Source organism: Blastomonas fulva (assembly GCF_003431825.1).
GTDB lineage: Bacteria > Pseudomonadota > Alphaproteobacteria > Sphingomonadales > Sphingomonadaceae > Blastomonas > Blastomonas fulva.
In genome coordinates this window covers 1,251,814-1,277,683 of record NZ_CP020083.1, presented here as the reverse complement: position 1 = coordinate 1,277,683, position 25,870 = coordinate 1,251,814, and the positions used below count along the sequence as shown (strand labels likewise).

The 25,870-nt window shown below is 61.4% G+C and carries 19 protein-coding genes and 3 pseudogenes; 10 read left to right on the top strand and 12 right to left on the bottom strand.

Going from position 1 to position 25,870, the window contains the following annotated elements; genetic code table 11:
* Window positions 1-6: 6 nt before the first annotated feature.
* The 3 genes from B5J99_RS05935 to B5J99_RS05925 form a co-directional block, all read right to left on the bottom strand.
* Window positions 7-381 (bottom strand): VOC family protein, encoded by a 375-nt coding sequence (locus tag B5J99_RS05935; protein ID WP_117353379.1) that lies wholly within the window; start codon window positions 379-381, stop codon window positions 7-9.
* A gap of 154 nt (window positions 382-535) precedes the next feature.
* Complete coding sequence (locus B5J99_RS05930; RefSeq protein WP_117351863.1) at window positions 536-1,594, bottom strand: mannose-1-phosphate guanylyltransferase/mannose-6-phosphate isomerase; 1,059 nt, start codon at window positions 1,592-1,594, stop codon at window positions 536-538.
* Complete coding sequence (locus B5J99_RS05925; protein WP_117351862.1) at window positions 1,591-2,433, bottom strand: class I mannose-6-phosphate isomerase; 843 nt, start codon at window positions 2,431-2,433, stop codon at window positions 1,591-1,593. The genes B5J99_RS05930 and B5J99_RS05925 overlap by 4 nt, the downstream gene beginning before the upstream one ends.
* A gap of 521 nt (window positions 2,434-2,954) precedes the next feature.
* On the opposite strand from B5J99_RS05925, the pseudogene B5J99_RS20050 reads away from it, so the two are divergent.
* Window positions 2,955-3,737, top strand: a pseudogene (locus tag B5J99_RS20050) (IS5 family transposase).
* Here the strand turns inward: B5J99_RS20050 and B5J99_RS19500 are convergent.
* The 5 genes and pseudogenes from B5J99_RS19500 to B5J99_RS05900 all read right to left on the bottom strand — a co-directional run bounded on the left by B5J99_RS19500 (window position 3,734) and on the right by B5J99_RS05900 (window position 9,243).
* Complete coding sequence (locus B5J99_RS19500; protein WP_162892478.1) at window positions 3,734-3,907, bottom strand: hypothetical protein; 174 nt, start codon at window positions 3,905-3,907, stop codon at window positions 3,734-3,736. The pseudogene B5J99_RS20050 and the gene B5J99_RS19500 overlap by 4 nt on opposite strands.
* 84 nt (window positions 3,908-3,991) lie before the next feature.
* Complete coding sequence (gene glmS / locus B5J99_RS05915; RefSeq protein WP_117351861.1) at window positions 3,992-5,815, bottom strand: glutamine--fructose-6-phosphate transaminase (isomerizing); 1,824 nt, start codon at window positions 5,813-5,815, stop codon at window positions 3,992-3,994.
* A gap of 362 nt (window positions 5,816-6,177) precedes the next feature.
* Entirely contained in the window at window positions 6,178-6,906 is a 729-nt protein-coding gene (locus tag B5J99_RS05910) for an SDR family NAD(P)-dependent oxidoreductase (RefSeq protein ID WP_117351860.1), read from the bottom strand.
* Between the two features lie 405 nt (window positions 6,907-7,311).
* Window positions 7,312-7,599 (bottom strand): annotated as a pseudogene (locus tag B5J99_RS19675) (glutamine--fructose-6-phosphate transaminase (isomerizing)); the annotation flags it as partial.
* Window positions 7,600-8,205: 606 nt separating this feature from the next.
* Window positions 8,206-9,243: an IS110 family RNA-guided transposase gene (locus tag B5J99_RS05900; protein ID WP_117351837.1), complete on the bottom strand. Its 1,038-nt coding sequence runs from the start codon at window positions 9,241-9,243 to the stop codon at window positions 8,206-8,208.
* A gap of 474 nt (window positions 9,244-9,717) precedes the next feature.
* On the opposite strand from B5J99_RS05900, the gene B5J99_RS05895 reads away from it, so the two are divergent.
* The 8 genes from B5J99_RS05895 to B5J99_RS05860 all read left to right on the top strand — a co-directional run bounded on the left by B5J99_RS05895 (window position 9,718) and on the right by B5J99_RS05860 (window position 18,612).
* Complete coding sequence (locus tag B5J99_RS05895; RefSeq protein WP_117351859.1) at window positions 9,718-11,067, top strand: O-antigen ligase family protein; 1,350 nt, start codon at window positions 9,718-9,720, stop codon at window positions 11,065-11,067.
* A gap of 219 nt (window positions 11,068-11,286) precedes the next feature.
* The gene (locus B5J99_RS05890; RefSeq protein WP_117353378.1) at window positions 11,287-12,000 is read left to right on the top strand and encodes a polysaccharide biosynthesis/export family protein; all 714 of its coding nucleotides are present in this window, start codon (window positions 11,287-11,289) and stop codon (window positions 11,998-12,000) included.
* A gap of 103 nt (window positions 12,001-12,103) precedes the next feature.
* Complete coding sequence (locus B5J99_RS05885; RefSeq protein ID WP_162892477.1) at window positions 12,104-14,236, top strand: GumC family protein; 2,133 nt, start codon at window positions 12,104-12,106, stop codon at window positions 14,234-14,236.
* Between the two features lie 16 nt (window positions 14,237-14,252).
* A complete protein-coding gene (locus B5J99_RS05880) occupies window positions 14,253-15,452 on the top strand; it encodes a hypothetical protein (RefSeq protein ID WP_162892476.1) in 1,200 nt (399 codons plus the stop codon).
* 14 nt (window positions 15,453-15,466) lie between these two features.
* Window positions 15,467-16,117, top strand: coding sequence for a sugar transferase (locus tag B5J99_RS05875; RefSeq protein ID WP_117351856.1), 651 nt, complete (start codon window positions 15,467-15,469; stop codon window positions 16,115-16,117).
* A gap of 53 nt (window positions 16,118-16,170) precedes the next feature.
* Entirely contained in the window at window positions 16,171-17,094 is a 924-nt protein-coding gene (locus B5J99_RS05870; RefSeq protein WP_117351855.1) for an ATP-grasp domain-containing protein, read from the top strand.
* Window position 17,095: 1 nt separating this feature from the next.
* Window positions 17,096-17,755: an HAD family hydrolase gene (locus B5J99_RS05865; protein WP_162892475.1), complete on the top strand. Its 660-nt coding sequence runs from the start codon at window positions 17,096-17,098 to the stop codon at window positions 17,753-17,755.
* 68 nt (window positions 17,756-17,823) lie between these two features.
* Window positions 17,824-18,612 carry an FkbM family methyltransferase gene (locus tag B5J99_RS05860; RefSeq protein ID WP_162892474.1) on the top strand — a complete coding sequence of 263 codons (789 nt, stop codon included), beginning with the start codon at window positions 17,824-17,826 and terminating at the stop codon, window positions 18,610-18,612.
* Here B5J99_RS05860 and B5J99_RS05855 read toward each other — a convergent pair.
* From B5J99_RS05855 to B5J99_RS19815, 3 genes and pseudogenes are all read right to left on the bottom strand, one after another.
* Complete coding sequence (locus B5J99_RS05855; protein WP_117351852.1) at window positions 18,590-19,768, bottom strand: DegT/DnrJ/EryC1/StrS family aminotransferase; 1,179 nt, start codon at window positions 19,766-19,768, stop codon at window positions 18,590-18,592. The two genes, B5J99_RS05860 and B5J99_RS05855, sit on opposite strands and share 23 nt — an antisense overlap.
* A gap of 322 nt (window positions 19,769-20,090) precedes the next feature.
* Window positions 20,091-22,013 (bottom strand): polysaccharide biosynthesis protein, encoded by a 1,923-nt coding sequence (locus B5J99_RS05850; RefSeq protein ID WP_245991764.1) that lies wholly within the window; start codon window positions 22,011-22,013, stop codon window positions 20,091-20,093.
* Between the two features lie 1,241 nt (window positions 22,014-23,254).
* Window positions 23,255-23,372 (bottom strand): annotated as a pseudogene (locus B5J99_RS19815) (transposase); the annotation flags it as partial.
* 80 nt (window positions 23,373-23,452) lie between these two features.
* Between B5J99_RS19815 and B5J99_RS05840 the strand changes: the two are divergent.
* Window positions 23,453-23,824, top strand: a complete 372-nt coding sequence (locus tag B5J99_RS05840; protein ID WP_117351851.1) for a transposase — start codon at window positions 23,453-23,455, stop codon at window positions 23,822-23,824.
* A gap of 754 nt (window positions 23,825-24,578) precedes the next feature.
* On the opposite strand, the gene B5J99_RS05830 is transcribed toward B5J99_RS05840, so the two are convergent.
* Window positions 24,579-25,598 carry an IS110 family RNA-guided transposase gene (locus tag B5J99_RS05830; protein ID WP_117351850.1) on the bottom strand — a complete coding sequence of 340 codons (1,020 nt, stop codon included), beginning with the start codon at window positions 25,596-25,598 and terminating at the stop codon, window positions 24,579-24,581.
* Window positions 25,599-25,870: the final 272 nt, after the last annotated feature.

The window sequence follows — 25,870 nt, the reverse complement described above, 5'->3', positions numbered from 1 at the left end:
CCGGGGTCAGTCCCTGACCTGCGACAGCGCGATGCGATTGCCTTCACTGTCCTCGATTTCGGCGACGAACCCTGCCGCGCCGATATCCTTTTTCTGATAGAGTATGCTGGCACCGCGACTGCTGGCCATGCGTAGCACCGCATCGATATCGGGCACATCGAAATAGACGATCACACCTTCTTTGCTCGGCCGGTAGACATCGCCTCTGGCCAGCGCCCCGCTTGCACCGGCAGCCCCGTCGGCGCGAGCAAAGAACGCCATGTCATATCCGTCGACCTCTTGCCGGGTGAGCCGATAGCCGAACACGCCTTCGTAAAACGCCACCGCCCGGTCCATGTCGGTGACGGGGATCTCGAAATGAACCACCGGATTGCCCATCATGCGCGCCTTTGTGCTGTTGTCGGCGCCAGCCGCGGTCCCACCGCCGGCGCTGCAGGCCGCGATCCCGAGGCACAATGGGATCAGCAGCCACGGTGCGGGAGGGTAAGCGAACCGGGTCACAGATTTACCTCGGTGTCTTTCCCTCTGTCCATGGTTAGCCGCCCGCCTTCAGCGCCTCGACGATCTTCTTGACGTCCTGCGAGCGGCCCTTGGGGACGATCATCACGTGGCTTCCGTTGGCGATGATGATGAGGTCACTGATGCCCGATGCGGTGACGGTGATGCCGTCGGCATGGATGTGCGAATTGCTGCAATCGATCGCGATGACCTCGCCATGGCTGGTGTTGCCGGCGTCGTCGGGCGGGGCGATGCCTGCCAGTGCGTCCCAGCTGCCGACATCCGACCAGCCGCACGACACCGGCACGATGGCGACGCGGTCGGCGCGTTCCATCACCGCATAGTCGATCGAAGCGGAGGGGCAGACGGCAAAGCGGTCGGGCAGCGGGCGGATGGTGCGAGCGTTGAGCTGCACGCCTTCCAGCGATTGCCTCGCTGCCCGCAGAATGTCGGGGGCGTGCAGCGCTAGCTCCTCCAGATAGCGATCGGCTCTCATCAGGAAGATCCCGGCATTCCAGGCATGGTTGCCCTCGGCGAGCATTGCCTCGGCCTCGTCGCGCGGCGGCTTTTCGATGAAGCGCGCGACCTTGCGGACCCCGGGAATATCGGCGAGCGGCGCGGCCATGAGGATATAGCCAAAGCCGGTTTCGGGCCCGGTCGGTTCGATGCCGAAGGTGACCAGCCAGCCCTGTTCGGCAGCCGGACGCGCGGCGTCAACCGCGGCGAGAAACGCATCTAGATCGCCGATGACATGGTCACTGGGCATCACCAGCATCACGGCATCGCCCGATCCTGCCGCCAGTGCTGCCAGCGCGATGGCAGGCGCAGTGTTACGCGCGCTGGGTTCCAGCAGGATTCGCGCGTCGTCCAGCCCCGCTTCGGCCAGTTCGGCTTGCAATAGATCGAAATGACGCTCGGCGCCGATGATCAGCGCAAGGCTGAACCTGTCCGAGCCGTTGGCGCGGGCAAGCGTGTCGGCGAACATCGAGCGGTCGGTGACCAACGGCAGGAACTGCTTGGGACGGGCGGCGACCGACAGCGGCCAGAGCCGGATGCCCGAGCCGCCCGAAAGGATCACGGGAGTGATTTTCGTCATGCAGTTTGGCCGTTCTCATAAGCGCGGGCGAGCAGGAGGCGCGCGCCGCTGCTGGCACGATAGGAAGAGGCTGGATCGATTGCGAGACATTCACCCGCGGCCGCGGAGACCGCACCGGCGGCGGTCTGCACCGAAACGCTGCCATCGATCGGGATCACCAGCAGCGGGCCGGTTCCGTCCAGCGTTTCGGGGGCATCTCCTGTCAGGCGAAGCCCGAACAGCGGCCCGTCGACCAGTGTCTGGTCGGTGTCCAGATCGATGTGCCGCGCCAGCGTGTGGCGATAGGACGCAGCGTTCGCAACCGCGATGCTCTGGTCCAGATGCAGTTCGCGCGGGCGGCCATAATCGTACAGCCGGAAGGTCACATCGGCGTTCTGCTGGATCTCGATGAGGCTCAGCCCCGCGCCGATGGCGTGGATGGTGCCAGCCGGGATGTAGAAGAAGTCGCCGCGCGCCACCGGGTGCCAGGCAAGCAGTTGCTCGATCGAGCCATCAAGCGCGGCCGCGCGCAGTTCGTCACCGCTGAGGTCGCGCACCAGACCGATCCCCAGCGTCGCACCGGGTTCGGCATCGAGCACCAGCCAGCACTCCTCCTTGCCGCCGGATAGGCCGATCGTGCGGGCATAGGCATCGCCGGGATGCACCTGGATCGAGAGTTTCTCGCTGGTGAAGATGTACTTCACCATCAGCCCCAGTGGCTCAGCACCTTTGGCTTCGAACCAGATTTCGCCGATCTTGTCGGGGCCGGTGTTGCTAAAGGGAGCCGGGATATCGGCCTTTCCCCATGGCTTTGCCACCTGGCGCGCCGCCAGCTTCATCGGGAGAGCGATAACATCCATTGCTTCCATTTCCGCGATGCTTCCAGTCCAGTCAAGCGCGACACGTCAACCCTTTGCAGCGACACGCGGACCCGGGATAGCGCTCGAGCTGGCCGGTGCCGGTCCATGGAGAAGCGCCAGTTCCGGGACGTTCCATATCGTGAAACGCGCACGGCTGGAAAAAGTCAGGCTATTCAAATTTTTTTTTGATACTCTCGGTCATCAGCCCAGAAACGATCAGCAGGCTGCATGCCAGCAGCAGCACCAAAATGCGCTCGCCCTGCATGCCTTGCCGACCCCGGCGATCTCGATACCGCGCCCCACCAGAAAGCCCGGCGTGAGCACTAGGTTCACCCGCGGCACACCCCAGAGGACCTTCCGATGGAGAAAGTGTCCTCTGAATATTTATGTCACAGTCGCCATCATTGCAAAGAGCGCAACAATGTATCTACTGATGCCACCGTGCATGCTAGGCCGTGTCGACAAAAGGGATTCCCAAACGCCCCATATTCTGTTTCACGGCTGCTCTTTGGGGAGTAGTCATGGGCCGTGGCGATGTGTCAGGTGCGGAATGGGAACCGATCGGACCGCTGCTCTCATCTAAGCGAGGCCGCTGGACTCGGCATGCCGAGGACAACCGGCGATTTCTCAATGGAATGCTGCACGTGTCGCGGGTCGGGTGCCCCTGGTGCGACATGCACAAACGTTACCGCAAATGGAATTCGGTCTACGTCCTGTTCCGGCGCTAAGCGGAGCAAGGCGTCTGGTATGCCCTGCTGCAAACGCTGGTCGATCTGGGCCTGACCGACGATTGGCAGCACATGATTGACAGCAGCACGGTTCGCGGCCATGTCTCGGCAGCGGGCGGAAAATAGGGGCGTGTACGCAGCCTTTCGGTCGATCACGCGGCAGATTTACGAGCAAAGTCCACTTCCACTCTGACAATCAAGGACTGCCTATCGGTTTCATCCTGACCGGCGGAGAGGCTTCGGATTATAATGTGGTCGATGACTTTATGGCGCTGCCATTGCCCAAGCCGAAGGCGCTGCTCGCCAACAAGGGTTACGACGGCGAAAGGTTCCGCAAAAACCTGCTCATGCGCGGCATTCTGCTGATCATCCCGCCCCGGTCGAACCGGAAAGTGCCGGTTCATCCAGACTATCGGCGCTGTAAGGACCGCAACCCGCATCGAGCGCATGTTCAGCAAGCTGAAACAGCAACACTGCATTGCCACCCGCTACGACAAGACTGCCCTGTCGTTTGAGAGCTTCCTCAACCTCGCTGCCGCACGCCTATCGATGAAGCCTCTTGTCAAGGCAGCCTAGTGCGAGCCTTGCGCATAGCTGTCGATATGCTGCTCACCAATGGTTGGATCGTAATCGCCGAGGTGCTGCTGATATTTGATCAGATCCTCAATCGACAGCCCAAGATGCTTGATCGTATGAATAATGGACTCGATTGCTTTTGCTTTTTCGATCGTGTCGATCTCATCCATGTCAGAACGCATTTCGTATGTCCTTCTGGCTTTGAATGTATCTAGGTTCTTTGAGGGTGCATGGACTTTCGCTGGTTCCATCGGTCACTCTACGGTGACGGACTTGGCCAGGTTGCGGGGCTGATCGACATCGGTGCCCTTGGCGACCGCGACGTGATAGGCGAGCAACTGGATTGGTACGCAGTAAACCATAGGGCCAATCATGGGGTGCACCTTGGGCATCTCGATCGTCGCCAGGCAGCCTTCACCTGCCTCGGCCAGGCCTTTGGCATCCGAGATCAGCACCACCTGGCCGCCGCGCGCGCGCACCTCCTGCATGTTGCTCACCGTCTTTTCGAACAGCGGGCCCGAGGGCGCGATGACGATGATCGGAACCGCCTCGTCGATCAGCGCGATGGGGCCGTGCTTCATCTCGCCTGCGGCATAGCCTTCGGCGTGGATGTAACTGATTTCCTTGAGCTTGAGCGCGCCTTCCAGCGCCAGCGCATAGTCCGGCCCACGCCCCAGATAGAGCACGTCGCGCGCCTGTGCGATGGTGTGCGCCATCGCCTCGATCTCGGCATCATGTGCCAGCGCCGCGTTGATTGCTGCCGGAGCCTCGATCAGATGGCGCACGATCTCGGCCTCTTCAGCCTGGCTGAGGCGCCCCTTGGCGCGCGCAAGATTGACCGCGAGCGCCGCCATCACCGCCAGCTGGCAGGTGAACGCCTTGGTCGAGGCCACCCCGATCTCGGGGCCCGCGTGCGTCGGCAGCAACAGATCGACCTCGCGCGCCATCGAGCTGGTCGGAACATTGATGATGCCCGCGGTGGTCACCCCGCCCGCCTTCATGTGGCGCAGGGCCGCCAGCGTATCGGCGGTCTCGCCCGATTGAGACACGACCACGCCAAGCATTCCGGGCGACAGCACCGGATCGCGATACCGGTATTCCGACGCGACATCGACCTCGACGGGGACGCGCGCCAATTGCTCGATCCAGTATTTGCCGATCATGCCGACATAGGATGCGGTGCCGCAGGCGATGATCGTCACCCGGTCGATGTCCGAAAGCTCGAAGTCCATCTGTGGCAGCGCCACCTGCTGTTCGACCGAGCGGATATAGCTTTGCAGCGTCTGCGCCACGACCACCGGCTGCTCGAAGATTTCCTTCTGCATGAAATGGCGGTGGTTGCCCTTGTCGATCAGCGCGCCGGTGACGCCCGACAACGTGACCTCGCGCTCTACGGGAGCGTTGTCGGCGTCAAAGACCTGCGCGCCCTCGCGGGTCAGCACCACCCAGTCGCCCTCTTCGAGATAGGCGATGCGCTGGGTCAGTGGAGCAAGCGCCAGCGCGTCCGAACCAAGATACGTCTCGCCCTCGCCATAGCCCAGCACCAGAGGCGAACCCAGCCGCGCGCCGATCAGCATATCCGGATACTGGCGGAACGCGATGGCAAGCGCGAAGGCGCCGCGCAGCTGCGGCAGTACGGCCTTGACCGCGTCCTGCGGGCTGTCGCCGGCCTCGATCCGCTCGCTCAGCAGATGAGCGACAACCTCGGAGTCGGTCTCGCTCTCGAAACGGCGACCGCGTGCGATCAGCGCATCGCGCAGCTGCTTGAAGTTCTCGATGATGCCGTTGTGCACCAGCGCCACTTCGTCCGTAGCATGTGGGTGCGCGTTCGATGTCGTCGGCGCGCCGTGCGTCGCCCAGCGGGTGTGCGCGATGCCGACATGGCCGGGCGCGGGATCCTTCGCCAGCACATCGACCAGATTGCGCAACTTGCCCTGCGCGCGCCTGCGCACCAGCTGGCCGTCGTGCACCGTGCAGACCCCCGCGGAGTCATATCCGCGGTATTCCATCCGCTTCAAACCATCGACCAGATCGCCCACGACATCGCGCCGGGCGAGGATTCCAACGATACCGCACATAGAAGAATGGGCCTTTCAGAGCAGATACGAAACAGGAACAGCAGGCGTCGTTGCCAGCTATCCGTCTGTGCACTCGTTAACGATATTGCGACCGGGCCGAGCCTTTAGACCGGTTTGATAGGTAATCTCAACCTCTAGTGTGATTTGCGGCACACGGCGCAGTTCGCGAGCCAGCGGCTGCAGATTTAGGGGAGTCGGTTCGGAATAGTGATACCAGCTGGCTACGGACCTCCATCTGAATAGGAAACTTGCTGTCGCTCAAGTTGGTCCAGCTATTCGGCACATTGCGAGCCTTTAGACGCAAGAGGAAGGCGCAATGCCCTGAATAGATCGTCAGGGCGGGCATTTGTCCGGTAGGACTGTCAGAGCGAGAGTTTCTTGAAGATCGGCTCGGGGATGGCGCGAATGATCGCCATGTTCAGCCGCCTGCGGGCCAACGTGTAGATGACATCGCTCTTCCTGCCCTGCGCCCGGATGATGGCATCTGACACCTGTTGGGGTTCGGCGGTCACCGCTGGCGGCAATTTCATGCCTGCGGTCATCTGTGTGCGGACGAAGCCGGGCTTGACCGTCATGACATGGAGGCCGGTCATGGCGTACGCGTTGCGCCGGCCCGAGAGGAAGGCGGTGAACCCGGCCTTGGCCGATCCGTACACGAAGTTCGACGCCCGCCCGCGCTCGCCCGCGACCGAGCTGATACCGATAATGCACGCGCCGGGCACATTCGCCATCCTGCGGGCAGCGGCGAGCAAATAACGCGAGGGTCCTGCATAATTGCTGTCCATCACGCACGCAGCCGCAAGATCATCCGCCGCAGATTGAGCTTGATCCTCGAGCAGCCCTGCGACCATCACCACCGTGCCGGGCACCACGCCCAATGCATCGAAAAAGGCATCCGGCTGGCCGTCGGTCACGTCGAAGCTGACCGCGTGGACACGCGCGCCGGTGCGCAGCGCCAGATCGGTGGAATCGGCGCTGATGTCGCCGCGCGCCGCCAGAATGACCTCGCAGCCCTGCGCGGCATAGCCCCGCGCCAGCGCGCGACCGATGTCCGAGCGGGCACCCAGGATCAGAACGGGAGAGGCAAGCATGTTTACAGACCTAATGGTTGCGAGAGCAGGGAAGAAATGCGCTGATCGAGACCGTAGCGCGCGCGCAAGTCCCGAAACTCGGGCAGCCTGGGATAGCCTTGCGCGAACATCTGCGGCGAGACTCGCGCATCCGTTGGTGAGATAGATGCGGCCGCCATGGTCGGCGGTGATGATATCAAGCGTCTCGAGCAAGGCGAGATTGGCGGGCGTGGCTGGAAAATCGAGCGCGAGTGTATAGCCCTCCATCGGGAAGCTGAGCATGCCGAACGACGAAGGGCCCATGCGCTTCAACACCGCGAGGAATGATCCGGCGCCCGTGGCTGAGATCGCCTCGAGCAGGCGGCGCATGCCTGCCTCGCTGGCCGCCAGCGGCAATACGCACTGATATTGCACGAAGCCCCGGCGGCCATTGTGCACCAGCGCCACTTCGTCCGTGGCATGTGGGTGCGCGTTCGATGTCGTCGGCGCGCCGTGCGTCGCCCAGCGGGTGTGCGCGATGCCGACATGGCCGGGCGCGGTATCCTTCGCCAGCACATCGACCAGATTGCGCAACTTGCCCTGCGCGCGCCGACGCACCAGCTGGCCGTCGTGAACCGTGCAGACCCCCGCGGAGTCATATCCGCGGTATTCCATCCGCTTCAGGCCATCGACCAGATCGCCCACAACATCGCGCCGGGCGAGGATTCCAACGATACCACACGTAGGGAACGCGGATGGCCGGCAACTCTACCGGACAGCCCAAGACTCCACCCATCATCGACGGAACCGCGTGGCGCGGCCTTTAGATCGGTTTTGTAGCGCAGCACAAGATCACAAGATGATGTGTGATGTCCGGCCTAATGGGCGAGCGGCCCATGCGTCCGTGTTTCGGCCATGTCCGGTATGCGGGACGGCTTCAGGGCCGGTTTCTGGCTAGCGCTGCGTCGCCGATCCTGGACGCCGGCGCTTCCTGCTAGGTCGCTCGGAGCCGGATGCGGCCACCTTGCAGCGCAGCGATACGGAGGGGCATTGCAAGTTTCCAAGGAATGGCCGTCTGTGGATGGCTCCCGCGTTGCAAGCATAAAGTGATGATCAGGTGATGGGTCGGGTGCAGTCGTCTGTCCGGCCTGTTGATGCAGTCGGCATGGACTGCTGGCCCTGATGGGGTCCGCGAACATGGTCCCGATCGGCTTTGCAGGCTGTAACGCCTTCGCCATTCGTTGGGTTGTCCTTGTTCCCGGTCCGACCGGTTCGTTCCATCACATCGCTTTGCTCTCACAACGTCGTGAAGCTGATCTCCTCAGCTAAGCTCTTGATCTCTCATGCAGCCAGTATCGGCGCATGACCGCGCTCGAAGACTCCGCCCCGCGCCATGATCGCCCATGCGATCCGCGCCATCTTGTTGGCGATGGCAACCGAGGCGACGCGCGCGGGCTTTCTGGCGAGTAGAGCAACAAAGCGCGGATCGACCGTCTCGGGCTTGCTCCTGGCAGATCGGATCAATGCGGTTGCACCGACAACGAGCAGCTGGCGCAGATAGTTGTCGCCCATCTTGGTGATCCGCCCGAGGCGTTCCTTGCCACCGCTCGATCGCTGGCGCGGTGTCAGCCCCAGCCAGGCTGCGAACTGTCGTCCCGACTTGAACTGTGCGGCGTCGCCTACCGATGCGGCGAGCGCAGTAGCGCCAACGGGTCCGATGCCAGGGATCGTTGCAAGGCGCCGGGCCCGTTCGTCACTGCGCTGCAGAGCAGCAAGACGAAGATCGAGCTTGCGCAACTGTGTGTGCAGTTGGAGCACCTGCCCGGCTAGCACACCGACGACGTTCGCCGCTTCGTCCGGCAGATCTAGCTCGGCCTCACCATCGACGATCTTTCGCGCCATCTGCAACGCCTTTTCAACGCCGACCGGGATCGCAATGCCGAGCTCGGCAAGCACGCAGCGCATCATGTTGACCAGCTGCGTGCGCTGCTTGATCAGCAGGCTGCGCGCACGGTGGATCGACAGCGCGGCCTGCTGCTCGCGCGATTTGATCGGCACGAACCGCATCGTCTGGCGCGTCACCGCTTCGCAGATCGCCTCGGCATCGGCAGCGTCGTTCTTGCCGCGCTTCACGTAAGGCTTCACGTAAGACGCCGGCATCAGCCGAACTTCGTGCCCGAGCTTCGTCAGCTCGCGCGCCCAGTGATGCGACGTCCCGCAGGCCTCGGCGCCCACCAGGCACGGCGGTAGCTTTGCGAAGAACGGCAAGACCTGCGCTCGCCGCAGTGTCTTGCGGAGCACCACCTCACCGGTGGCGCTCACGCCGTGAACCTGAAAAACATTCTTGGCCAGATCGAGGCCGATTGTGCTAATCTCCATGACGGGTGGCTCCTTTGCTCGGGTTTGCATGACAGCAACCCATATTGGCACCAAGATGCCGTGAGCGGGAGCCATCCACCTCATCCGCTTTGGGGCGATCCCGCCCGAATCGTGATTCGCTGGGTTGAAAACATCGTTCATTCGTGGTGAAGCACTTCCGCTGACCATGGCCCCGGGAACGGAGTGATGATGTCGGGAGCGTGCTGGGCCTTTTCGCTTGGTTTATTTGCGTGGGAGATGATCATGCCTCGCAGATATCGCTAAGCCGGATAACGATCCGGTGAGGCGGTTCCCGTTCTCCTACCCCGGAACGCGTTTGCCGGTCCCGATAAGGTGAGATTCTTGAACACGCTCCTTCGCAAATCGACTAAGCTGGCAAAGCCCAGCGCGCGAAAGCCCGGCGCACTGGGGGCATGGTCCGTGCCATCGACGCGCTTATGGGCCAGCATCCTTTTCATCGTGCTGGTCTTTGTTATGGGCGGCGGCGCACGCGCCGACCTTCAATCGCTCGTGCTGCTGCGCCCCATTTCGGTGCTGTTCCTGCTTTATGCCTGCGCCATCTGCAAGGTCCAGGATCTGCGGAGCGTCAAATGGCCGTTGGTCATGCTGGCCAGTCTGGGCGGCTGGATGGCGATCCAGCTCATTCCGCTCCCTCCCGAGCTGTGGCGATCGCTTCCCGGGCACCAGATCACGGTGGACATCGAAAGCGCGATCGGCATGCAGTCGGGGTGGCGGCCGATATCGATGTCTCCGGCCAAGACGCTCAACAGCCTGATGTCGCTGATCGTGCCGATGACGATGCTGCTGCTGTACAGCATCCAAAGCGATACTGACCGCCGGCGCCTGTGGTACGTGTTCGCCGCGCTGATTGCGATGAGCGGGCTGCTCGGGCTGTTGCAGATTGCAGGACCCGACAAGGGGCCGCTCTATTTCTACCGGATCACCAACAGCGGCTCGCCTGTCGGCCTGTTTGCGAACCGCAACCATCAAGCGGTGGTCTTGGCCTTTCTGCTGCCCGTTGCAACGCTGTTCATTCTCGTCAGAAGTCGGCGTCAGTCCGGCCCAGAATTGGAGGGCATCGGTCTTACCATCATTCTGGGCCTCGCCATGGTCATCGTGCCGCTGCTGCTGCTGACCGGTTCTCGCGCCGGTCTGATGGCCGGTGCGCTGGCGCTGGTCGCGGCGATCGCGATCTTCCGCATCGCTAGCAGGAATGCCGGCAAGCGCGTGGAGAAGGCGGACCGCACCGGCTGGCGCTTCGGGGCTCCGATTGTCGTCGGGTCGGCTCTTCCCGTCACGGTTGCGCTGGCGATCTATTTCGAGCGGGCCATCGCGCTCGACCGATTGCTTGGCGATGACCCGCAGGGCGGTATAAGAACCCGCGTCCTGCCGGTGCTCGGGCAGATGATCGAACATTTCTTTCCTGTCGGCGCGGGCTTCGGTTCCTTCGAGCACGTGTACCGCCAGTTCGAACCTGATGATCTCCTGAGCGAGTTCTACCTGAACCAGGCCCATAACGACTGGGCGCAGGCGCTGATCGAGGGTGGCCTGCCGGTGATGATTCTGCTGGTGGCCGCGGGTGCCTGGCTTTTCTCGCTCGGAAAGTCGATTCTGGCGAGCCTTCGGGCTGGCCATGGACGGCCTGCGGAAGAGCTGGTGGCGTTGTCGATCGTGCTGATCATCGGGGTCGCCAGCCTGGCGGACTATCCACTGCGCGTGCCTTCGGTGATGGTCCTTTTCGCCTATTGTTGCGCGGTGCTGAGCGCGGAGGCGGGCAGGCCCCATGGTCCGCCGGGCCGGGCTCTAGAGCGCGTGAGGGGCTGAAATCCGCCGGTCATCAGCGCGACCCAATGCCCCTCGCGGCGCTTGGCAAGGCGGGCAGGCCTGGCGGCGGGAAGCCTCGCATGCGCGTTCTTTTCCGGGGCTCCATCCATCGCTAGCCGATTGAATTCGGGCGCCGGCTGGTGCAGTAGCCTCCGGGACGGGGCTTGTCATTTGCAAGCGCTATGGCTAACGCAGCGCGACCGGAGAAGAATGGGAACGATGGCACGAATTTTAATCATTTTGGGCCTGGCTGTTCTGGGTCTTTCAGGCTGCGCGACCCCTCGTGTAGGCGAAGGCAATTCGTCTCTGAACGTCGTGTCGACCGAGGGGCTTCCGCAGCCCGGCCGCGAGGATACGTTCAACGTGAACCGCCCGTCGGTCATCGGTGCCTATGACAAGCTGGATATCGAAGTCTATGGCGTCGAAGATCTGAAGCGCGAAGTTCAGGCCGACGGCAGCGGACGTCTGTCCTTTCCGCTGGCCGGCGTGATCGAGGCGGCAGGTCTCACCACCACCGAAGTCGCGCAGGAAATCGCCAATCGTCTGCGTGGTCGCTACATCCGTGATCCGCAGGTCACTGTCAACATGCGCGAAGCAGTCAGCCAGGTGGTGACGCTCGAGGGCGAGGTGAAGAGGCCGGGCCTCTATCCGATCGGCGGCAAGATGACGCTGGTGCGGGCCATTGCCACCGCAGGCGGGCTGAGCGAGAATGCCAATCTGTCGGATGTGGTAGTGTTCCGGGAAGTCAACGGCAAGCGCTATGCCGGTCTCTACAACATCCAGGCGATTCGGCGCGGCATGTATGACGATCCCGAAATCTATTCTAACGATGTGATTACTGTCGGTGATTCTAAGGCGCGTCAGCTGTTCCGCGACTTTCTAGGACTGGTGCCATTGCTGACCACGCCGCTTATTCTTATTGCTCAGCAATAATCTGTAATTGGAAGCTTTTGGTATGAATACTTCGACTGACGCCGGGGCTCAATTGGCCTATAGTCCGGGTCCTACTGCTTCGGAGACAGCCGAAAGCCCGCTTTTGGTCAAGTACTGGCAAGTTTTCCTCGGCCACCGGATACTGGTAGCGAGCATCATCGGTGCCGCGCTGCTCATCTCGATCGTGGTGACGCTGCTGGCGACGCCGCAATATACGGCTTCGTCGCGCATCGAGATCAGCCGCAAGGACGAGAATGTCACCAATGTCGAAGGTCTGCGGCCTGAAGAGGTCGGTCAGGATCTCGAATTCTATCAGACCCAGTATTCGCTGCTGGAAGCACGGACCCTGGCAGAGCGTGTGTCGCGCCAGCTGGGTCTTGCCAATGACGTCGACTTCCTCGAGCGCTTCGGCATCGATCGCGACGGCGTGACCGCGGCCGGCGACGCGGCGGCGAAGGGTCCGCGGTCGAGCCAGCGCGAGCGCGTTGCCCAGGCAACCATCGATGTGCTGCTCAGCCGCGTGAAGATCGATCCGGTGCGCGGATCGCGCCTTGTCGATATCCGCTTTACCAGCCCCGATCCGGTATTTTCGGCAAAGGTTTCCAATGCTTGGGTCAACCAGTTCATCCAGGGGAATCTCGATCGGCGATTTGCCTCGACGGCGGACGCTCGGAATTTCCTCGAGGCTCGGCTGCGCGAACTGCGAATGAAGCTCGAGGATTCGGAGCGAGACCTTGTCACTTATGCTTCGAACAAGCGCATCGTGACGCTCAGCTCGCAGCAGACAGACGATGGCCGCACCGAAACCGGCCAGACTCTCGTCACGGCGGACCTTCAGGCGCTGAATGAAGCGCTCGCGGCGGCTACGGCCGATCGCATCGCTGCCGAGAGCGCGGTCAAACGCGCGGCTGCGGTGAGCAAGGATTCGCTGGCCAGTCCTGTGATCAATGCGCTGCGTCAGAAGCGTGCCGAAGTGTCCGCGGACTACGCCCGCCTAACCACTCAGTTCGAATCGGGCTATCCCCAGGTTCAGGCGCTGGCATCTCAGCTGCAGAATCTTGATGCCAGCATTGCGCGCGAGGAAGGTCGCATCGCCGGTGGTGCCAATGCCGCATTCCGTCAGGCCGTACAGCGCGAGAGCGAACTGCGCGCACGGGTCGACAAGCTGACCCAGGAATATATCGGTCAGCGCCGCGACTCCATCCAGTACAACATCTTCCAGCGCGAGGTGGATACCAACCGTCAACTGTATGACGGCCTGCTGCAGCGCTACAAGGAAATCGGCGTCGTCGGCGTCGGCAGCAACAACATCTCCATCGTCGATCCTGCCAAGATTCCCGATCGTCCGTCCAGCCCGTCGCTGCTGTTCAACATGTTCGTAGCGCTGATCGCCGGCATTGGTGTTGCCGTCATCTCGGTGGTCATCAAGGTGCAGGCAGACCAGACGATCAAGGATGCGGCGACCGCAACCCGCTTGCTCGGTCTGCCGGTGCTCGGCTCCATCCCGCGCATGGACAATGAAGACATTATCGCTTCGCTGCGCGATCGCAAGTCCGTGGCATCCGAGGCGTATCTGTCGGTCAGGACGAATCTGTCCTTCCTGACCGATCACGGCATTCCAAAGTCGATGATGCTGACCAGTTCGCGTCCGAACGAGGGCAAGTCGACTTCGGCGTTTGCCATCGCCGAAACGCTGGCCCGGACGGGCGCCAGGGTTCTGCTGATCGACGGGGACTTAAGAAACCCGTCCCAGCATGGGTTCGTCGACCTGCCCAACAACGCGGGGTTGAGCAACTTCCTGTCGGGCCAGGATGACGTCGAGAAGTTGATCGTCGACGTTCCCGAGAATAGCCTCAAGATGATGACCGCAGGGCCCAAGCCGCCCAACGCAGCCGAACTGTTCAGCAACGACCGGTTCCGGATCCTGATCGAGCGCACTACCGAGATGTTCGACTATGTGCTAGTCGACTCCGCGCCGGTGCTGGGCCTGTCGGACGCACCGCTGCTGGCCTCGGTGGTCGAGGGTGTGATGTTCACCATCGAAAGCGGTGGCGCAGGTATCCGCGGCGTGCAGAACTCGATCGAGCGCCTACGGTTGACCGATGCGCATATCTTCGGCGTCATCCTGACCAAGCTCGACAAGGCCAGCTCGCCCTATGGCTATGGTTATGGCTACGGCTATGGCTATGGTTCGAAGGATGGGGACGAAGATGCACTGCTGGACCGGCGCGACTGATCGGTAGCCGTGGTCCATGAACATCCGGTACCTTTTGTGCGTGCTCCTCGGCCTTCCGCTGTTCTGGCTGTCCGCCGTGTCTGCGATCGGGGCCTCCCTACCGTTTGGCGAAGGGACCTGGTTCGGCAGCGGCTATAGGAGCGCGGCAGCGGCAGAGACCCTGCTGCGCAGGCAGACCGCCCGAAACAAGAATCTGCTTCCCAAGAAGCTCGATCCCGAAATCCGGTCGCTTTCGATGCGCGCCTTCGCAATCGAGCCCACCAATGCCGAAACTGTTCGCATGCTCGGCCTGCTGCAAGTGGAAAAGGCCGGCGCCGCATCGGCCCGCAAGACTATGCAGCTCGCGTCGAAAATTTCGCGCAGAGATGCGCTCACGAGCCTCTGGCTGGTAGAGGATTACGGTCGGCAGAACAATCTGGAAGAGGTACTCAAGCATCTCGATTATGCCCTGCGCACGAGCGGCGACAGCCGGAGCTTCCTGATGGCGGCGCTGATCCAGGGCATGAAGCAGAAAGAGATGGTCTCGCCGATGCGCAAGCTGCTGGTCCGGCAGCCGCCTTGGGAAGAGCAGTTCTGGCTGAGCATTAGCGAGGCGGACAGCCCGCTCGACAATGCGCTGCTGCTACGGGTTGCCGAACACAAGGATCGTCATCCGGTGCCTACGCTCATCGACGAGCGGCTGTTGCGAAACCTGGTGCAGACCGGAAACTTCGCGGGCGCCTTCCGCCTCTATCGCGAGGTGCTGGAGCCCGAGATCGCAAACGGTCGTCGCAAGGGCGATGACCGCCGCTTTGCGCAATTCTCGACCTGGCCGCCGATGGGCTGGCAGCTGGCGTCGGAAGGAACGCACTCCGCCTGGATCAATCCCGAAACTGGCGAGCTTGAAGCCACGCTGTCCGGCCAGGTCGAAGCCATTTTTGCGCGCCGTCTGGTCGAGCTGGCACCTGGCAAGTATCGCGTTTCTGCAGAGCTAGCCGCTGATGGCGAGGTCCAAGAAAGTGCCCTGCACATCGCGCTGGAATGCGCCGAAGCTGACACCGCCAAGGCGTTCAGGACGCGGGTGACGTTCCAGAACCTCAAGGCGACGCGCGTGGTGGACATCCCGGCTGGCGGATGCCGGTATTTCTGGTTCGATGTTAACGGCTCTCCTAGCGGCAGGTCTTCGAGTTACGAAGCCTTTTTCCGATCGGCCAGCATTGTTCCGTCCAATGGCTAGAACTGGAGCCTGACATGCGACGCGCAGCTTTTGGTTTCCGCATCGCCAAGCGTCTCATCGATATCGTGATTGCGTCGACGGCACTTCTGCTTGTCTCGCCGGTCATGGCGGCGGTGAGCATCGCGGTGCGATGGAAGCTCGGGTCTCCGGTTCTTTTCCGGCAGACCCGGCCTGGCCTAAACGGGCAGCCGTTTCTCATGCTCAAGTTCCGCACCATGTCCGATGCGCGCGATGCTGCAGGCGACCTGCTGCCCGACGACGAGCGGCTGGGCCGCCTCGGTCGGTTCTTGCGGGCCAGCAGCCTCGACGAGCTGCCCGAACTTTGGAACATCCTGCGCGGCGACATGAGCCTCGTGGGGCCACGCCCGCTGCTGATGCGCTATCTCGAGCGGCACACGCCCGAACAGATGCAGCGCTATAACGTACGTCCGGGCCTGACCGGATGGGCGCAGATCAAGGGTCGGAACAGCCTGACATGGGAAGAGAAATTCGCGCTGGATTGCTGGTATGTCCAGAATCAGTCGATCTGGCTCGATCTCAAGATCATCGCGCTGACGGTCCCTTCGGTGCTAGGGAGCAAGGGCATCAGTGCCGTCGGGCATTCGACAATGCCGGAATTCATGGGGACCGTGACGCCCCAGCAGCAGGAAACAAGGTGCTCGTGAACGTGGCAAGGTCTAATATTCTGCTTACATCCGCCGGTCGAAGGGTCGAGCTGATGCAGGCCTTTCAGGACTCGCTCGGGGCGCGGCTGCCGTCATCGCGGGTCTATTGTGCGGACCTTAAGCCCGCCTTGTCCTCGGCTTGTGTCGCGGCCGATTCCCAGTACAGCCTGCCTGGGGTGACGAGCCCCGATTATCCGCAGGCCCTTTTGTCGCTGTGCAGGGAGCTCGACATCGCGCTGGTCATCCCGACGATCGACACTGAACTACTGGTCATGGCGCAGCACAAGGCGGAGTTTGCCGAACAGGGCGTCACGCTGGTCGTCAGCGATGAACTGCTGATCGCTCTGTGTCGCGACAAGCGCCTGACACCGCGCCTCTATTCAGAACTGGGTGTCGACACGCTTGCCATTCTCGATCCCGCTGCGCTGACCTTCCCCTGCTTTACCAAGCCGGCAGGTGGCAGCAGCAGCATCGGTGCCTTCCGCCTGGACCGGGCCGATGAGATCGATCAGGGGATGCGCGACGATCCCGACCGCATGTACATGGAGCTGGCCTCTCCCGATTGGGGCGAGACGACCGTTGACATCTATTGCGATCGCGCCGGCGAGGTGCTCGCCATTGTCCCGCGCCAGCGGATCGAAACCCGTGCCGGGGAGGTCAGCAAGGGCTGCACGCGCCGGGGCTGGCTGCACGCCTATCTCGCGGCTCGGCTGAAACGCATTCCGGGCGGCATGGGTTGCCTTACGCTTCAGGTGTTCACCGACGACGTGGCGCAACGCTGCTATGCGATCGAGATCAACCCTCGATTTGGTGGCGGTTATCCGCTGAGCTATGCAGCCGGCGCAGACTTTCCCGGCTGGCTGATTGACGAATACATGCTGGGCAAAACGCCGGAACCTTGCGACAGTTGGGAAGAAGACCTGCTCATGCTGCGCTATGATGCGAAGATCCTTGTCCGGCACCATGCCTCCAGCTGACATGAACCGAACTATCGTTTTCGATCTGGACGATACGATCTACCTCGAATCGGATTATGTGCAGTCAGGCAAGCGGGCGGTTGCGGGGCTGATTCGGGACACCGTCGGCATCGACTTGGCGCAGGATCTGCTGGATTGTCCCGACAATTTCATCGATCTTGCCTGCACCCGTGCGGGATTTCCGGCATCGGCAGCCGATGCCCTGATCTGGTGCTATCGGTTGCACTTTCCCGACATCGGCCAGAGGCCTGGCATGGCCGCGCTGTTCGATGCTCTTGCCGCCCGGGGCGATCGCATCTGCATCATCACCGATGGCCGCGCCGTGACGCAGCGGCTGAAACTGGCAGCGCTCGGCCTGCTGCACGTACCGGCCTATATTTCCGAGGAGCTGGGCGCGACCAAGCCGTCGCCCGTAGCCTTCCAGCAGGTCATGCAGGACTTTCCGGGTTCGGCCTATTTCTATGTGGCAGACAATTGCCGAAAGGACTTTATCGGACCGAACGGTCTTGGCTGGACCACGATCTGGCTCGACCCCGGACCGCTTTCGATCCATCGCGCCCCGCCCGATATCGCCGAACATGACGGCAACCGGCCCGGTCATTCGATCGGCACGATCGAACAGCTGGCGCAATTGTTGCTGCACGAGCAACGCATGCCGTAATTTGCCATGGACTCGTGAGACGAGTTCTATAATGCAGCCCCCTTACCGCTGATATGGAAAGTCCGACGATGCGTACCCTTGCACTGAAGATCCTCAAGGCCACCAACATGGACGTCAAGATCCGGCACCATTGGGTGGAGGACAAGAAGATCTGTCTCAACACCTTCACGCACAAGGGCTACTGGTATCACGGCAAGAACCGTGAAGCGGGTGTGATGCTCAACTTTGCGCGCCTGATCTCGCCGGGCCAGACGGTGCTCGAGGTCGGGGGGCACATCGGCTATATCAGCCTGTATTTCGCCAAGCTCGTCGGGCCGCAGGGGCAGGTCCATGTGTTCGAGCCCGGCCGCACCAACCTGACTTATATCAAGGGCAATATCGCGCAATCCTCGACCATCCGGCTTCACGAGCTGGCGGTATCTGACACCGAGGGCGAGGTAAAGTTCTTCACCGAGAACCTGTCGGGCCAGAACAATTCGCTGATCTCCGATTTTGCCGGGCTCGAGGCCAATGCCAAGGTCGCCGGGATCAAGCCGTCAGTGAACGTCGAAACGGTTCAGGCGGTCACGCTGGACGGCTTTGTCTCGCGCAACAACCTTTCGCCGGATTTCATCAAGATCGACGTCGAAGGTGCAGAAGAGCTCGTCGTCCGCGGCATGCAGAAGGTGCTGGCCGAACACAGCCCAATCATCATGATCGAGACCAACCAGACGCACGACGCGGTGTTCGCGCTGTTTCATGCCAACGGCTATGTTGTCCTCGACGAGGAGCTGAAGCCTTATGGCCCAAACTCCCCGACGCCCACCAACAGCTTCTGCCTACCGCTCGAAAAGGCTAAGCAGCTGCAGCTCGCATGACCTCTTCCACGGCAGCGACCGTCCGCGCTACCTCATCGTCCGTCAACGTGGGGTGGACAAGGAACATCAGGCTGGTTTCGCCCAGCTGACGTGCATTTGGCAGCCTGTCCTGAGGGCGGTACGGGGTGCCGTCAAAGGCCTTTTCCAGATAGACTTCCGAGCATGAGCCGTGGAGCAGAGGAACACCGCGGGCGTTGACCTCGGCAATGATCCGTTCGCGGCCCCAGCCGTCGGCAAGCCCTTCCAACTTAACATAAGCATAGAGCCGGTAATAGGCATGAGTCAATCGCTCCGACGGTACGGGGATGCGTACAGCTCCGTCGAAGGGAAGCAGCGCCTGCCGGATGCGCCCGGCAATCTCGGTACGGCGCTTGGTCCAGCCTTCCATCTCGCGCAGCTGGATCCGTCCGATTGCAGCCTGGACCTCCAGCATCCGCCAATTAGTGCCGAAGCTCTCATGCACCCAGCGGAAACCCGGGGGATGCTGACGGTTGTAAACCGCATCCCAACTCTTGCCATGGTCCTTGTACGACCACATGGCGGTCCAGAGCTTGTCGCTGTTGCAAGTGACCATGCCGCCTTCGCCACCGGTGGTCATGATCTTGTCCTGACAGAAGGACCATGCCCCGACATCCCCGATCGTGCCGACCGAATGCGCGCCGACGCGAGCACCATGCGCCTGCGCACAATCCTCGATTACGACCAGTCCGTGCTGGCGGGCCAGTGCCATGATCGCGTCCATGTCGCAGGGCCAGCCGCCCAGATGAACGGGAATGACCGCCCGGGTCCGGGGGGTGATGCACCTGGCAATCGATTCGGCGAAGATATTCCCGCTGTCGAGGTCGACATCGGCGAAAACCGGGGTCGCGCCGGCGGTCACGACGCACGATATTGACGCGATAAAGGTACGGGGCGTGACAATAACCTCGTCGCCTTGGCCAATGCCGAGCGCGCGCAGTGCCAGATCCAGCGCCAGGGTTCCGTTCGCCAGCGCGATCGCGTGGCCGGCACTGCTCCAGGCCGCAAATTCCTTTTCGAACTCCCGGCATTCAGTCCCGGTCCAGTAGTTGACCCGGTTTGATTTTATTACGTCAAACACTGCCTTTGCTTCCGCTTCCGAAAAGCTTGGCCAAGGGGAAAAGCCACTATTCAGCATAAAAAATGACCTAATCTTGATCGACAAAAAGGACGCGACGATGTCTTCGGTACGGAGGCAATGGTCTCGCACGCCAACCCCGGCTTGCGCAGGCCAAGCTTGGGCAGACGCAGCTAATAATCGAAATCGGCCAATGTGCAACGGTGGTGGCGAACAATCGCCCGTACAGGCCCGATGCGATCGGTCCCGGGTACGGGGCTTGCCTGAAAGGAGACGATGGCCATTGAGAGGGCGTCGGGTCGGCGCGCTCCGTCCCGCTAGCTGTGCCCAATGGCGGCGTGTCGCCTGCACCGCCCGGCCCCCCGAACTGCCCCGGGGTGGATCAGCTCGAGACCAGAACGGGCTCGTGCTTTTGCGGCGAATATTCCGGTACGAGCCTGCGCAGGATGGCCAGCGCCTCTTCGCGCCGCCCGCCATTGATGGTGTCCTGCATCTGTGCCAGCGCGACGGTGAGCTCGTCCCAAGGGATGAAATCCTCGTTGGCGCGCATGATCCGCGAATGTTCGGTCGGCATGGCATTGTCGCCGATCAGCAGCTCCTCGTAGAGCTTTTCGCCGGGCCGTAATCCCACTTCCCGGATCTCGATATCGCCCTCGGGATTTTGGGCGTCCTGCACTGTCAGGCCCGCCAGGCGCACCATGCGGCTGGCCAGGTCGATGATCCGGACCGGGCTGCCCATGTCGAGCACGAACACCTCCCCGCCATTGGCCATGGCGCCGGCTTGGATCACTAGTTCCGCAGCTTCGGGAATGGTCATGAAATAGCGCACGACGTCGCGATGCGTCAGGGTCACGGGTCCGCCGTTGCGGATCTGCTTCTCGAACCGAGGGACGACAGAGCCGCTCGATCCCAGAACGTTGCCGAACCGGACCATCGAAAAGCACGTTCCCGTCTTCAGCGCGGCGCGCGCTTGCAGAATCTGCTCGCAGACCCGCTTGGTCGCGCCCATGATGTTGGTGGGCCGTACCGCCTTGTCGGTACTGACCAGAATGAAGTGCGAGACTTTCTTGCGTTCCGCGGCGAGCGCCACATTCAGGGTTCCGAAGACGTTGTTGCTGATGCCGCCGATCGGGTTTTCCTCGACCAGCGGAACATGCTTGTAGGCGGCTGCATGAAAGATGGTATGAGGCTTCCAGCGCTCGACCATGCGTTCGACAAGATCGGGATTGGACACATTGGCCAGCTCGGCGACGATCCGCACCTGCATGTCGCTAGGATTGCGCGCGAGGAGTTCGGTGAGTTCCTGCTCGATGGCGTACAGGGCGTATTCGGTCATTTCGACCAGCACCAGAACGCGTGGCTGGAGCATCACGATCTTGCGGCACAGTTCGCTGCCGATCGATCCTCCGGCCCCGGTAACCATCACGGTCTTGCCGACGATCGTTTTGCCCATGAGATGGATGCTGGCCGGAACGCAGTCGCGGCCCAGCAGGTCCTCGACATTGATCTCGCGCAGATCCTGGCTGGTGATCCTTCCCTTGACCAGTTCCGAAATGCCCGGCAGCGTCCGCACGTGCAGGCCGTATTTCTCCAGGCTTGCAACGATATCCCGGTTCTTCGCCTTGGTGTTGCTGGGCATTGCCAGCATGATGTCGGTCAACTTGTAGCGCTCGATTAGCTGCGGGAGCTCGCTGGGCTTGTAAATCATGTAATCGTCAAGCGTCTGTCCCTTCAGGCGATGGTCGTCATCGACAAAACCCGTCACCTGCATTCCGGGCTCGTGCTTGAGCGAACTGACCAGCTGTCGACCGGACGATCCTGCACCATAGACGAGCACGCGGCGCGGCTCCCCCGCAAAATGCCGCTGGGTCAGGACGTCAATGATCATGTAGCGCGCCACGATCCGGCTGAGGCACAGAAAGGCGAAGAATATAATCGGCAGGATGAGGCCGAGGGTCCTGGGAACCCCGGGAATCGTCCAGATCATGAACAGGACGATGATGGGCGTCGCAAACGCCATGGTCGTGCGCATGAGCGCCGCCATCGTCCCGACGCCGGCAAACCGGAAGATCGTGCGATAGGTCCCCGTATAGGTATAGATCGGCGCCCACAGCGCCAGCGCGATCAGCGTAACGATATGGCTCGCACGGTCAAACAGGGCCCATTCACCGATGCGCATCAGGAACGAGACCTGAACCGCGCAAACGCAGAGCACCGCATCGGTCAGGATCACCAGAAGCCGCTTGTAGCTTCGGTCGAGCTTCAGGACTGCGTCCGCAAATGCATATATTCTCGGACTGATCATTTCGTAATTCCTGGGCTTTTTTGACGAATAGGTTCGAAATCAGAAAGCGGGCGATTGCTGGATCTCTCGCAGGGCGACATGCCTTGTTTAACCCCTCGAAAGTCACGATGGCCCGACCCCCGCACCGTCGGAACAGCGCGAATGGAAGGGGCGGACAGATCCGACGCCATCCCATCAGTGAAGAACCTTGTGCATTGTAAACTGACTTTGAGATCGCGGCGAATACGCTGCTCAAGATCGACATGTCCTGAACCGCTGGCGCAAAAAGAACGAAACCGGTTTTGTTCGGCTCCGGTCAGTTTGCAGGCGCCGCAAACGCACCTGTCGCGTTAATTCCATCCCCTGCTCCAGCTCTTGACGATGGACCCATTTTGCGCAGGCAAGCCATATCAATATTCTCCCCTCTCCCCTCTTCCCTCTGAATTGGGGTGCTCATAGTCGATCCACTGCCTTCGATCCAGTCTATCAAGGCGGGCCTGATAACGCCGCATCGGCCGGTCCAGTCAACGTCTTTCAGCGCCTCGCTGCGCAATCGATGCGTCCTAACGGGCCGAGCCATGGCTAGTCACGGCCTGATCTTTGAGTAAAATATTGTTTTTCTTGGAAATATTTGCATCCTAGGAAAATCGGGGTCTCAGCATCATTGCGCGGTCGATGCTATCTGCACAGCGGCATCTCTTTTGCATGCGGATCAGAATCGGTATCAGACCGGCCAGACTATGTCGCCGGTGACATCGGCCGGGGCGTGGACTATGGCTGACCGGCACTCGGCAGCACGACCAGCGCATGCCGGGCGCTTTCCGGCAGGTATGGCAGGGAGCCGAATGATGCAGGCGCATGTGGACGTCTCCCGCAGCACAAGAGGTTTTTTGGTGTTTTTAACCACCCGCCAGGTGCATCCATGTGTTCGGCCTGTTCGCGCAGCACCGCATGGCTGCTGGCCCTGATGAAGTCCGCGGATCGTTTCCCTGATCACGCCAACGCGCTTAGTTTGCGTTTGCTCCCCTTGGGTTTCGACAATCTCCGATCTGTCATCACCATTTGTTCACCCTGCACCATCTCGTAAATGCGCTTTCTGACCCCTAGAGCTCAGGTCGCTGCCGATCGATATACCTCTCCTCGGCTCATGATAGCCCAAGCGACCCGGGCGATTTTTTTGGCCAGCGCCACGCTTGCGATCTTTGTCGGCTTGGTCATCAGCAGCCTGGCCAGCCATGGTTGCTTCGTCTAATACTTGCGTGTCATGCGCAGCACGGCCGTAGCGCCAACGATAAAGAGGCGCCTAAGGTATCCATTACCCTGCTTAGTAATGGCGCCGAGCCGTTCCTTGCCGCCGGAACTGTACGACCGTGGTGTTAGGGTCCAAACCCAATCAGCTTCTTGAAAATCGACGCACACATCGATTCAGGAAGTCTCCGGTGAGACAGGAGGCTTTGAGAATGTCGCGTTCGTTGTTCTGGTTGTCGGATCAAGCATGGGCTGCGATCGAGCCGCACTTGCCGAGGAACCAGCTCGGAGCGCGGCCGGTCGATGATCGCAGGGTTATCTCGGGCATCATTCAAATGCTCAAATGCGGCGGTCGCCGGGCGGACTATCCACCCGAATACGGTCCTTCCGCCATGGTCTACAATCGCTGGAATAGGTGGAGCCGACGGGATGTCTGGACCGGCATCCTGGAGGCACTGACAGAGGAAGGCTGGGTTGCCGAAACCAGCCAGATCAACAGCAGCTACATCAAGGCCCAACGCTCTGCCGGTTGCGCAAACGTAGGGCCCGCCCCGTCGGCAAGCGGTTTGTGTCGGATGTTCTGAGCAATCTGCAAGAACGTATCCGGCCTTTCGATGCGAGATCGTTGCCAAGGATGGAGATCCGCGCGCCCTAGTCCGCATAAAGGGCGGCATCGTGTGCCATTTTGCACCGTTGGGTTCCAGGGCACCGGTCGACTGTCAGGCCATCTGTAACTTACGTCCCGCAGACATGGACACCCCTATCCCCCCTGAGTTTGGCGGCGCGGAGGTGCTGATTGCGTCTTGAGAGTCGAATATGCCCGTTGATGTTGAGCGTTTTGGGGTTTGATCACCGGCTCTTGGTTGGATTTTCTGGATTTCGGGCACACTTACCCTGGAGCCAGTCGTCGTTCGTGGAAGATCAGACGGCCTATGTTGTAGGCGATGTTGGCAAGGCTGACCTTCGCCTTGGCGCGATCGATGCCGGCGTGGCGGATGAACAAGCTGACGTGATGGCGTGGACGACTCCTGCACGAGCGTAGCTGTGCAATGATGGGCCGTTGTAGGTCCATGTGTGGACGACCCCTGTGGCGCAAGAGCTTTTGTTTAGCGATGAGCACCGGTCGGGTGCATCCATGTGTTCGGCCTGTTCGTGCAGCACCGCATGGCTGCTGGCCCTGATGAAGTCCGCAGGTTGGCTCCCTAATCACGTCATCGCGCTCGAAGCGCTGTGACCCCCTGGGTTTTGCCGACCCCCGGTCTGACCGGTTTGTCATCACTACTCAGCGACTCCTGCGCCATCCTGCTCCCGTGCGTAACACGGCAGCGCGGATGACGGTCACGCGGTTTCAGCCGCGTAGACTTCTTTGCGCGACATGACCGCCCAAGCGATGCGCGCTGTTTTGTTGGCGAGCGCGACTGTCGCGATCTTCGCAGGCTTGCGCTCCAGGAGCTGCGCCATCCAAGGCTGCCGATCAGCGTTTTTGCGCGTCATACGCATCACCGCTGTCGCGCCGACCACAAGCAGCCGTCGTAAGTAGCCGTCGCCCTGCTTGGTGATTCCGCCCAGCCGTTCCTTGCCGCCAGAGCTATTCGCTCGGGGCGTGAGCCCTAGCCATGCTGCGAACTGGCGTCCGGATCGGAACAGAGACGCATCTGGCACTGCGGCCGATATAGCTGACGCGGTGATCGGGCCGATGCCCGGGATCGTGGCGAGCCGCCTGCTCGTCTCGTCGGCGCGATGCCACGCGAGGATTTGCGCTTCCAGTCTATCGATCTCGCTGGTGAGCGCTCTCAGCTGAGCAGCGAGCCCGTGCAACGCAGAACGAGCATGGGCAGGCAGCTCTTCTTGTCGCTCATGCAGCGCCTTCAGCATCGCGGTTACGCCACCCGCACCAATACCCGTCACGATACCGTACTCAGCGAGGTGGCCCCGCAAGGCATTGATGAGCATGTTCCGCTGCCGCACCATCAGGTCGCGGCTCTTGTGGAGCATCAATACCGCCTGCTGTTCGACGGTCTTCACCGCAACAAACCGCATCGTCGGTCGCGTCACCGCCTCGCAGATCGCCTCGGCATCTGCTGCATCAGTCTTCCCACGCTTTACATAGGGCTTTACATAGGCGGGCGGCATCAGCCGGACCTCGTGGCCCAGTGCGATCAGCTCGCGAGCCCAATGATGGGCCGATGCACATGCTTCCATACCAACAAGGCAGCTTGGCAGATCGGTGAAGAAGCCGATTACCTCTGCGCGCCGAAGCTTGCGCCGGATGAGGACGGCGCCATCGCTCCCGATCGCGTGAACTTGAAAAACACTCTTCGCCAGATCCAAACCGACGGTAACAATCTCCTGCTTCATTTGCCGTCTCCTAGACGTGGACCTACAACGGCCCATCATTGCACAGCTACGCTCGTGCAGGAGTCGTCCACGCCATCACGTCAGGGCCTCCACATCATCCAGCAATGCGATTTGCATCGGCCGATTTCCTTCAGGCTGCTTGCGCAACCTGATCGTAGGGTCGCTTATGCCTTAATGCAGAGCCGCCGGATCGCTCAGGCGGGGAGGAAAAAACGAGTCGCTGGCCCGCTGCCGTAACCCAACTTGCCAGCAGTGCGCCAAGCCATCCTTAA

Excerpts from the sequence above, each read along its gene's own strand:
- B5J99_RS05875 (WP_117351856.1), top strand. The coding sequence starts at position 15,467 with ATGCGACGCGCAGCTTTTGGTTTCCGCATCGCCAAGCGTCTCATCGAT.
- B5J99_RS05910 (WP_117351860.1), bottom strand. The coding sequence starts at position 6,906 with ATGCTTGCCTCTCCCGTTCTGATCCTGGGTGCCCGCTCGGACATCGGT.
- B5J99_RS05925 (WP_117351862.1), bottom strand. The coding sequence starts at position 2,433 with ATGGATGTTATCGCTCTCCCGATGAAGCTGGCGGCGCGCCAGGTGGCA.
- B5J99_RS05890 (WP_117353378.1), top strand. The coding sequence starts at position 11,287 with ATGGCACGAATTTTAATCATTTTGGGCCTGGCTGTTCTGGGTCTTTCA.
- B5J99_RS05895 (WP_117351859.1), top strand. The coding sequence starts at position 9,718 with ATGGGCGGCGGCGCACGCGCCGACCTTCAATCGCTCGTGCTGCTGCGC.
- B5J99_RS19500 (WP_162892478.1), bottom strand. The coding sequence starts at position 3,907 with ATGGATGAGATCGACACGATCGAAAAAGCAAAAGCAATCGAGTCCATT.
- B5J99_RS05855 (WP_117351852.1), bottom strand. The coding sequence starts at position 19,768 with ATGCTGAATAGTGGCTTTTCCCCTTGGCCAAGCTTTTCGGAAGCGGAA.
- B5J99_RS05850 (WP_245991764.1), bottom strand. The coding sequence starts at position 22,013 with ATGATCAGTCCGAGAATATATGCATTTGCGGACGCAGTCCTGAAGCTC.
- glmS (WP_117351861.1), bottom strand. The coding sequence starts at position 5,815 with ATGTGCGGTATCGTTGGAATCCTCGCCCGGCGCGATGTCGTGGGCGAT.
- B5J99_RS05880 (WP_162892476.1), top strand. The coding sequence starts at position 14,253 with ATGAACATCCGGTACCTTTTGTGCGTGCTCCTCGGCCTTCCGCTGTTC.
- B5J99_RS05930 (WP_117351863.1), bottom strand. The coding sequence starts at position 1,594 with ATGACGAAAATCACTCCCGTGATCCTTTCGGGCGGCTCGGGCATCCGG.
- B5J99_RS05830 (WP_117351850.1), bottom strand. The coding sequence starts at position 25,598 with ATGAAGCAGGAGATTGTTACCGTCGGTTTGGATCTGGCGAAGAGTGTT.
- B5J99_RS05865 (WP_162892475.1), top strand. The coding sequence starts at position 17,096 with ATGAACCGAACTATCGTTTTCGATCTGGACGATACGATCTACCTCGAA.
- B5J99_RS05860 (WP_162892474.1), top strand. The coding sequence starts at position 17,824 with ATGCGTACCCTTGCACTGAAGATCCTCAAGGCCACCAACATGGACGTC.
- B5J99_RS05935 (WP_117353379.1), bottom strand. The coding sequence starts at position 381 with ATGATGGGCAATCCGGTGGTTCATTTCGAGATCCCCGTCACCGACATG.
- B5J99_RS05840 (WP_117351851.1), top strand. The coding sequence starts at position 23,453 with ATGTCGCGTTCGTTGTTCTGGTTGTCGGATCAAGCATGGGCTGCGATC.
- B5J99_RS05870 (WP_117351855.1), top strand. The coding sequence starts at position 16,171 with ATGCAGGCCTTTCAGGACTCGCTCGGGGCGCGGCTGCCGTCATCGCGG.
- B5J99_RS05900 (WP_117351837.1), bottom strand. The coding sequence starts at position 9,243 with ATGGAGATTAGCACAATCGGCCTCGATCTGGCCAAGAATGTTTTTCAG.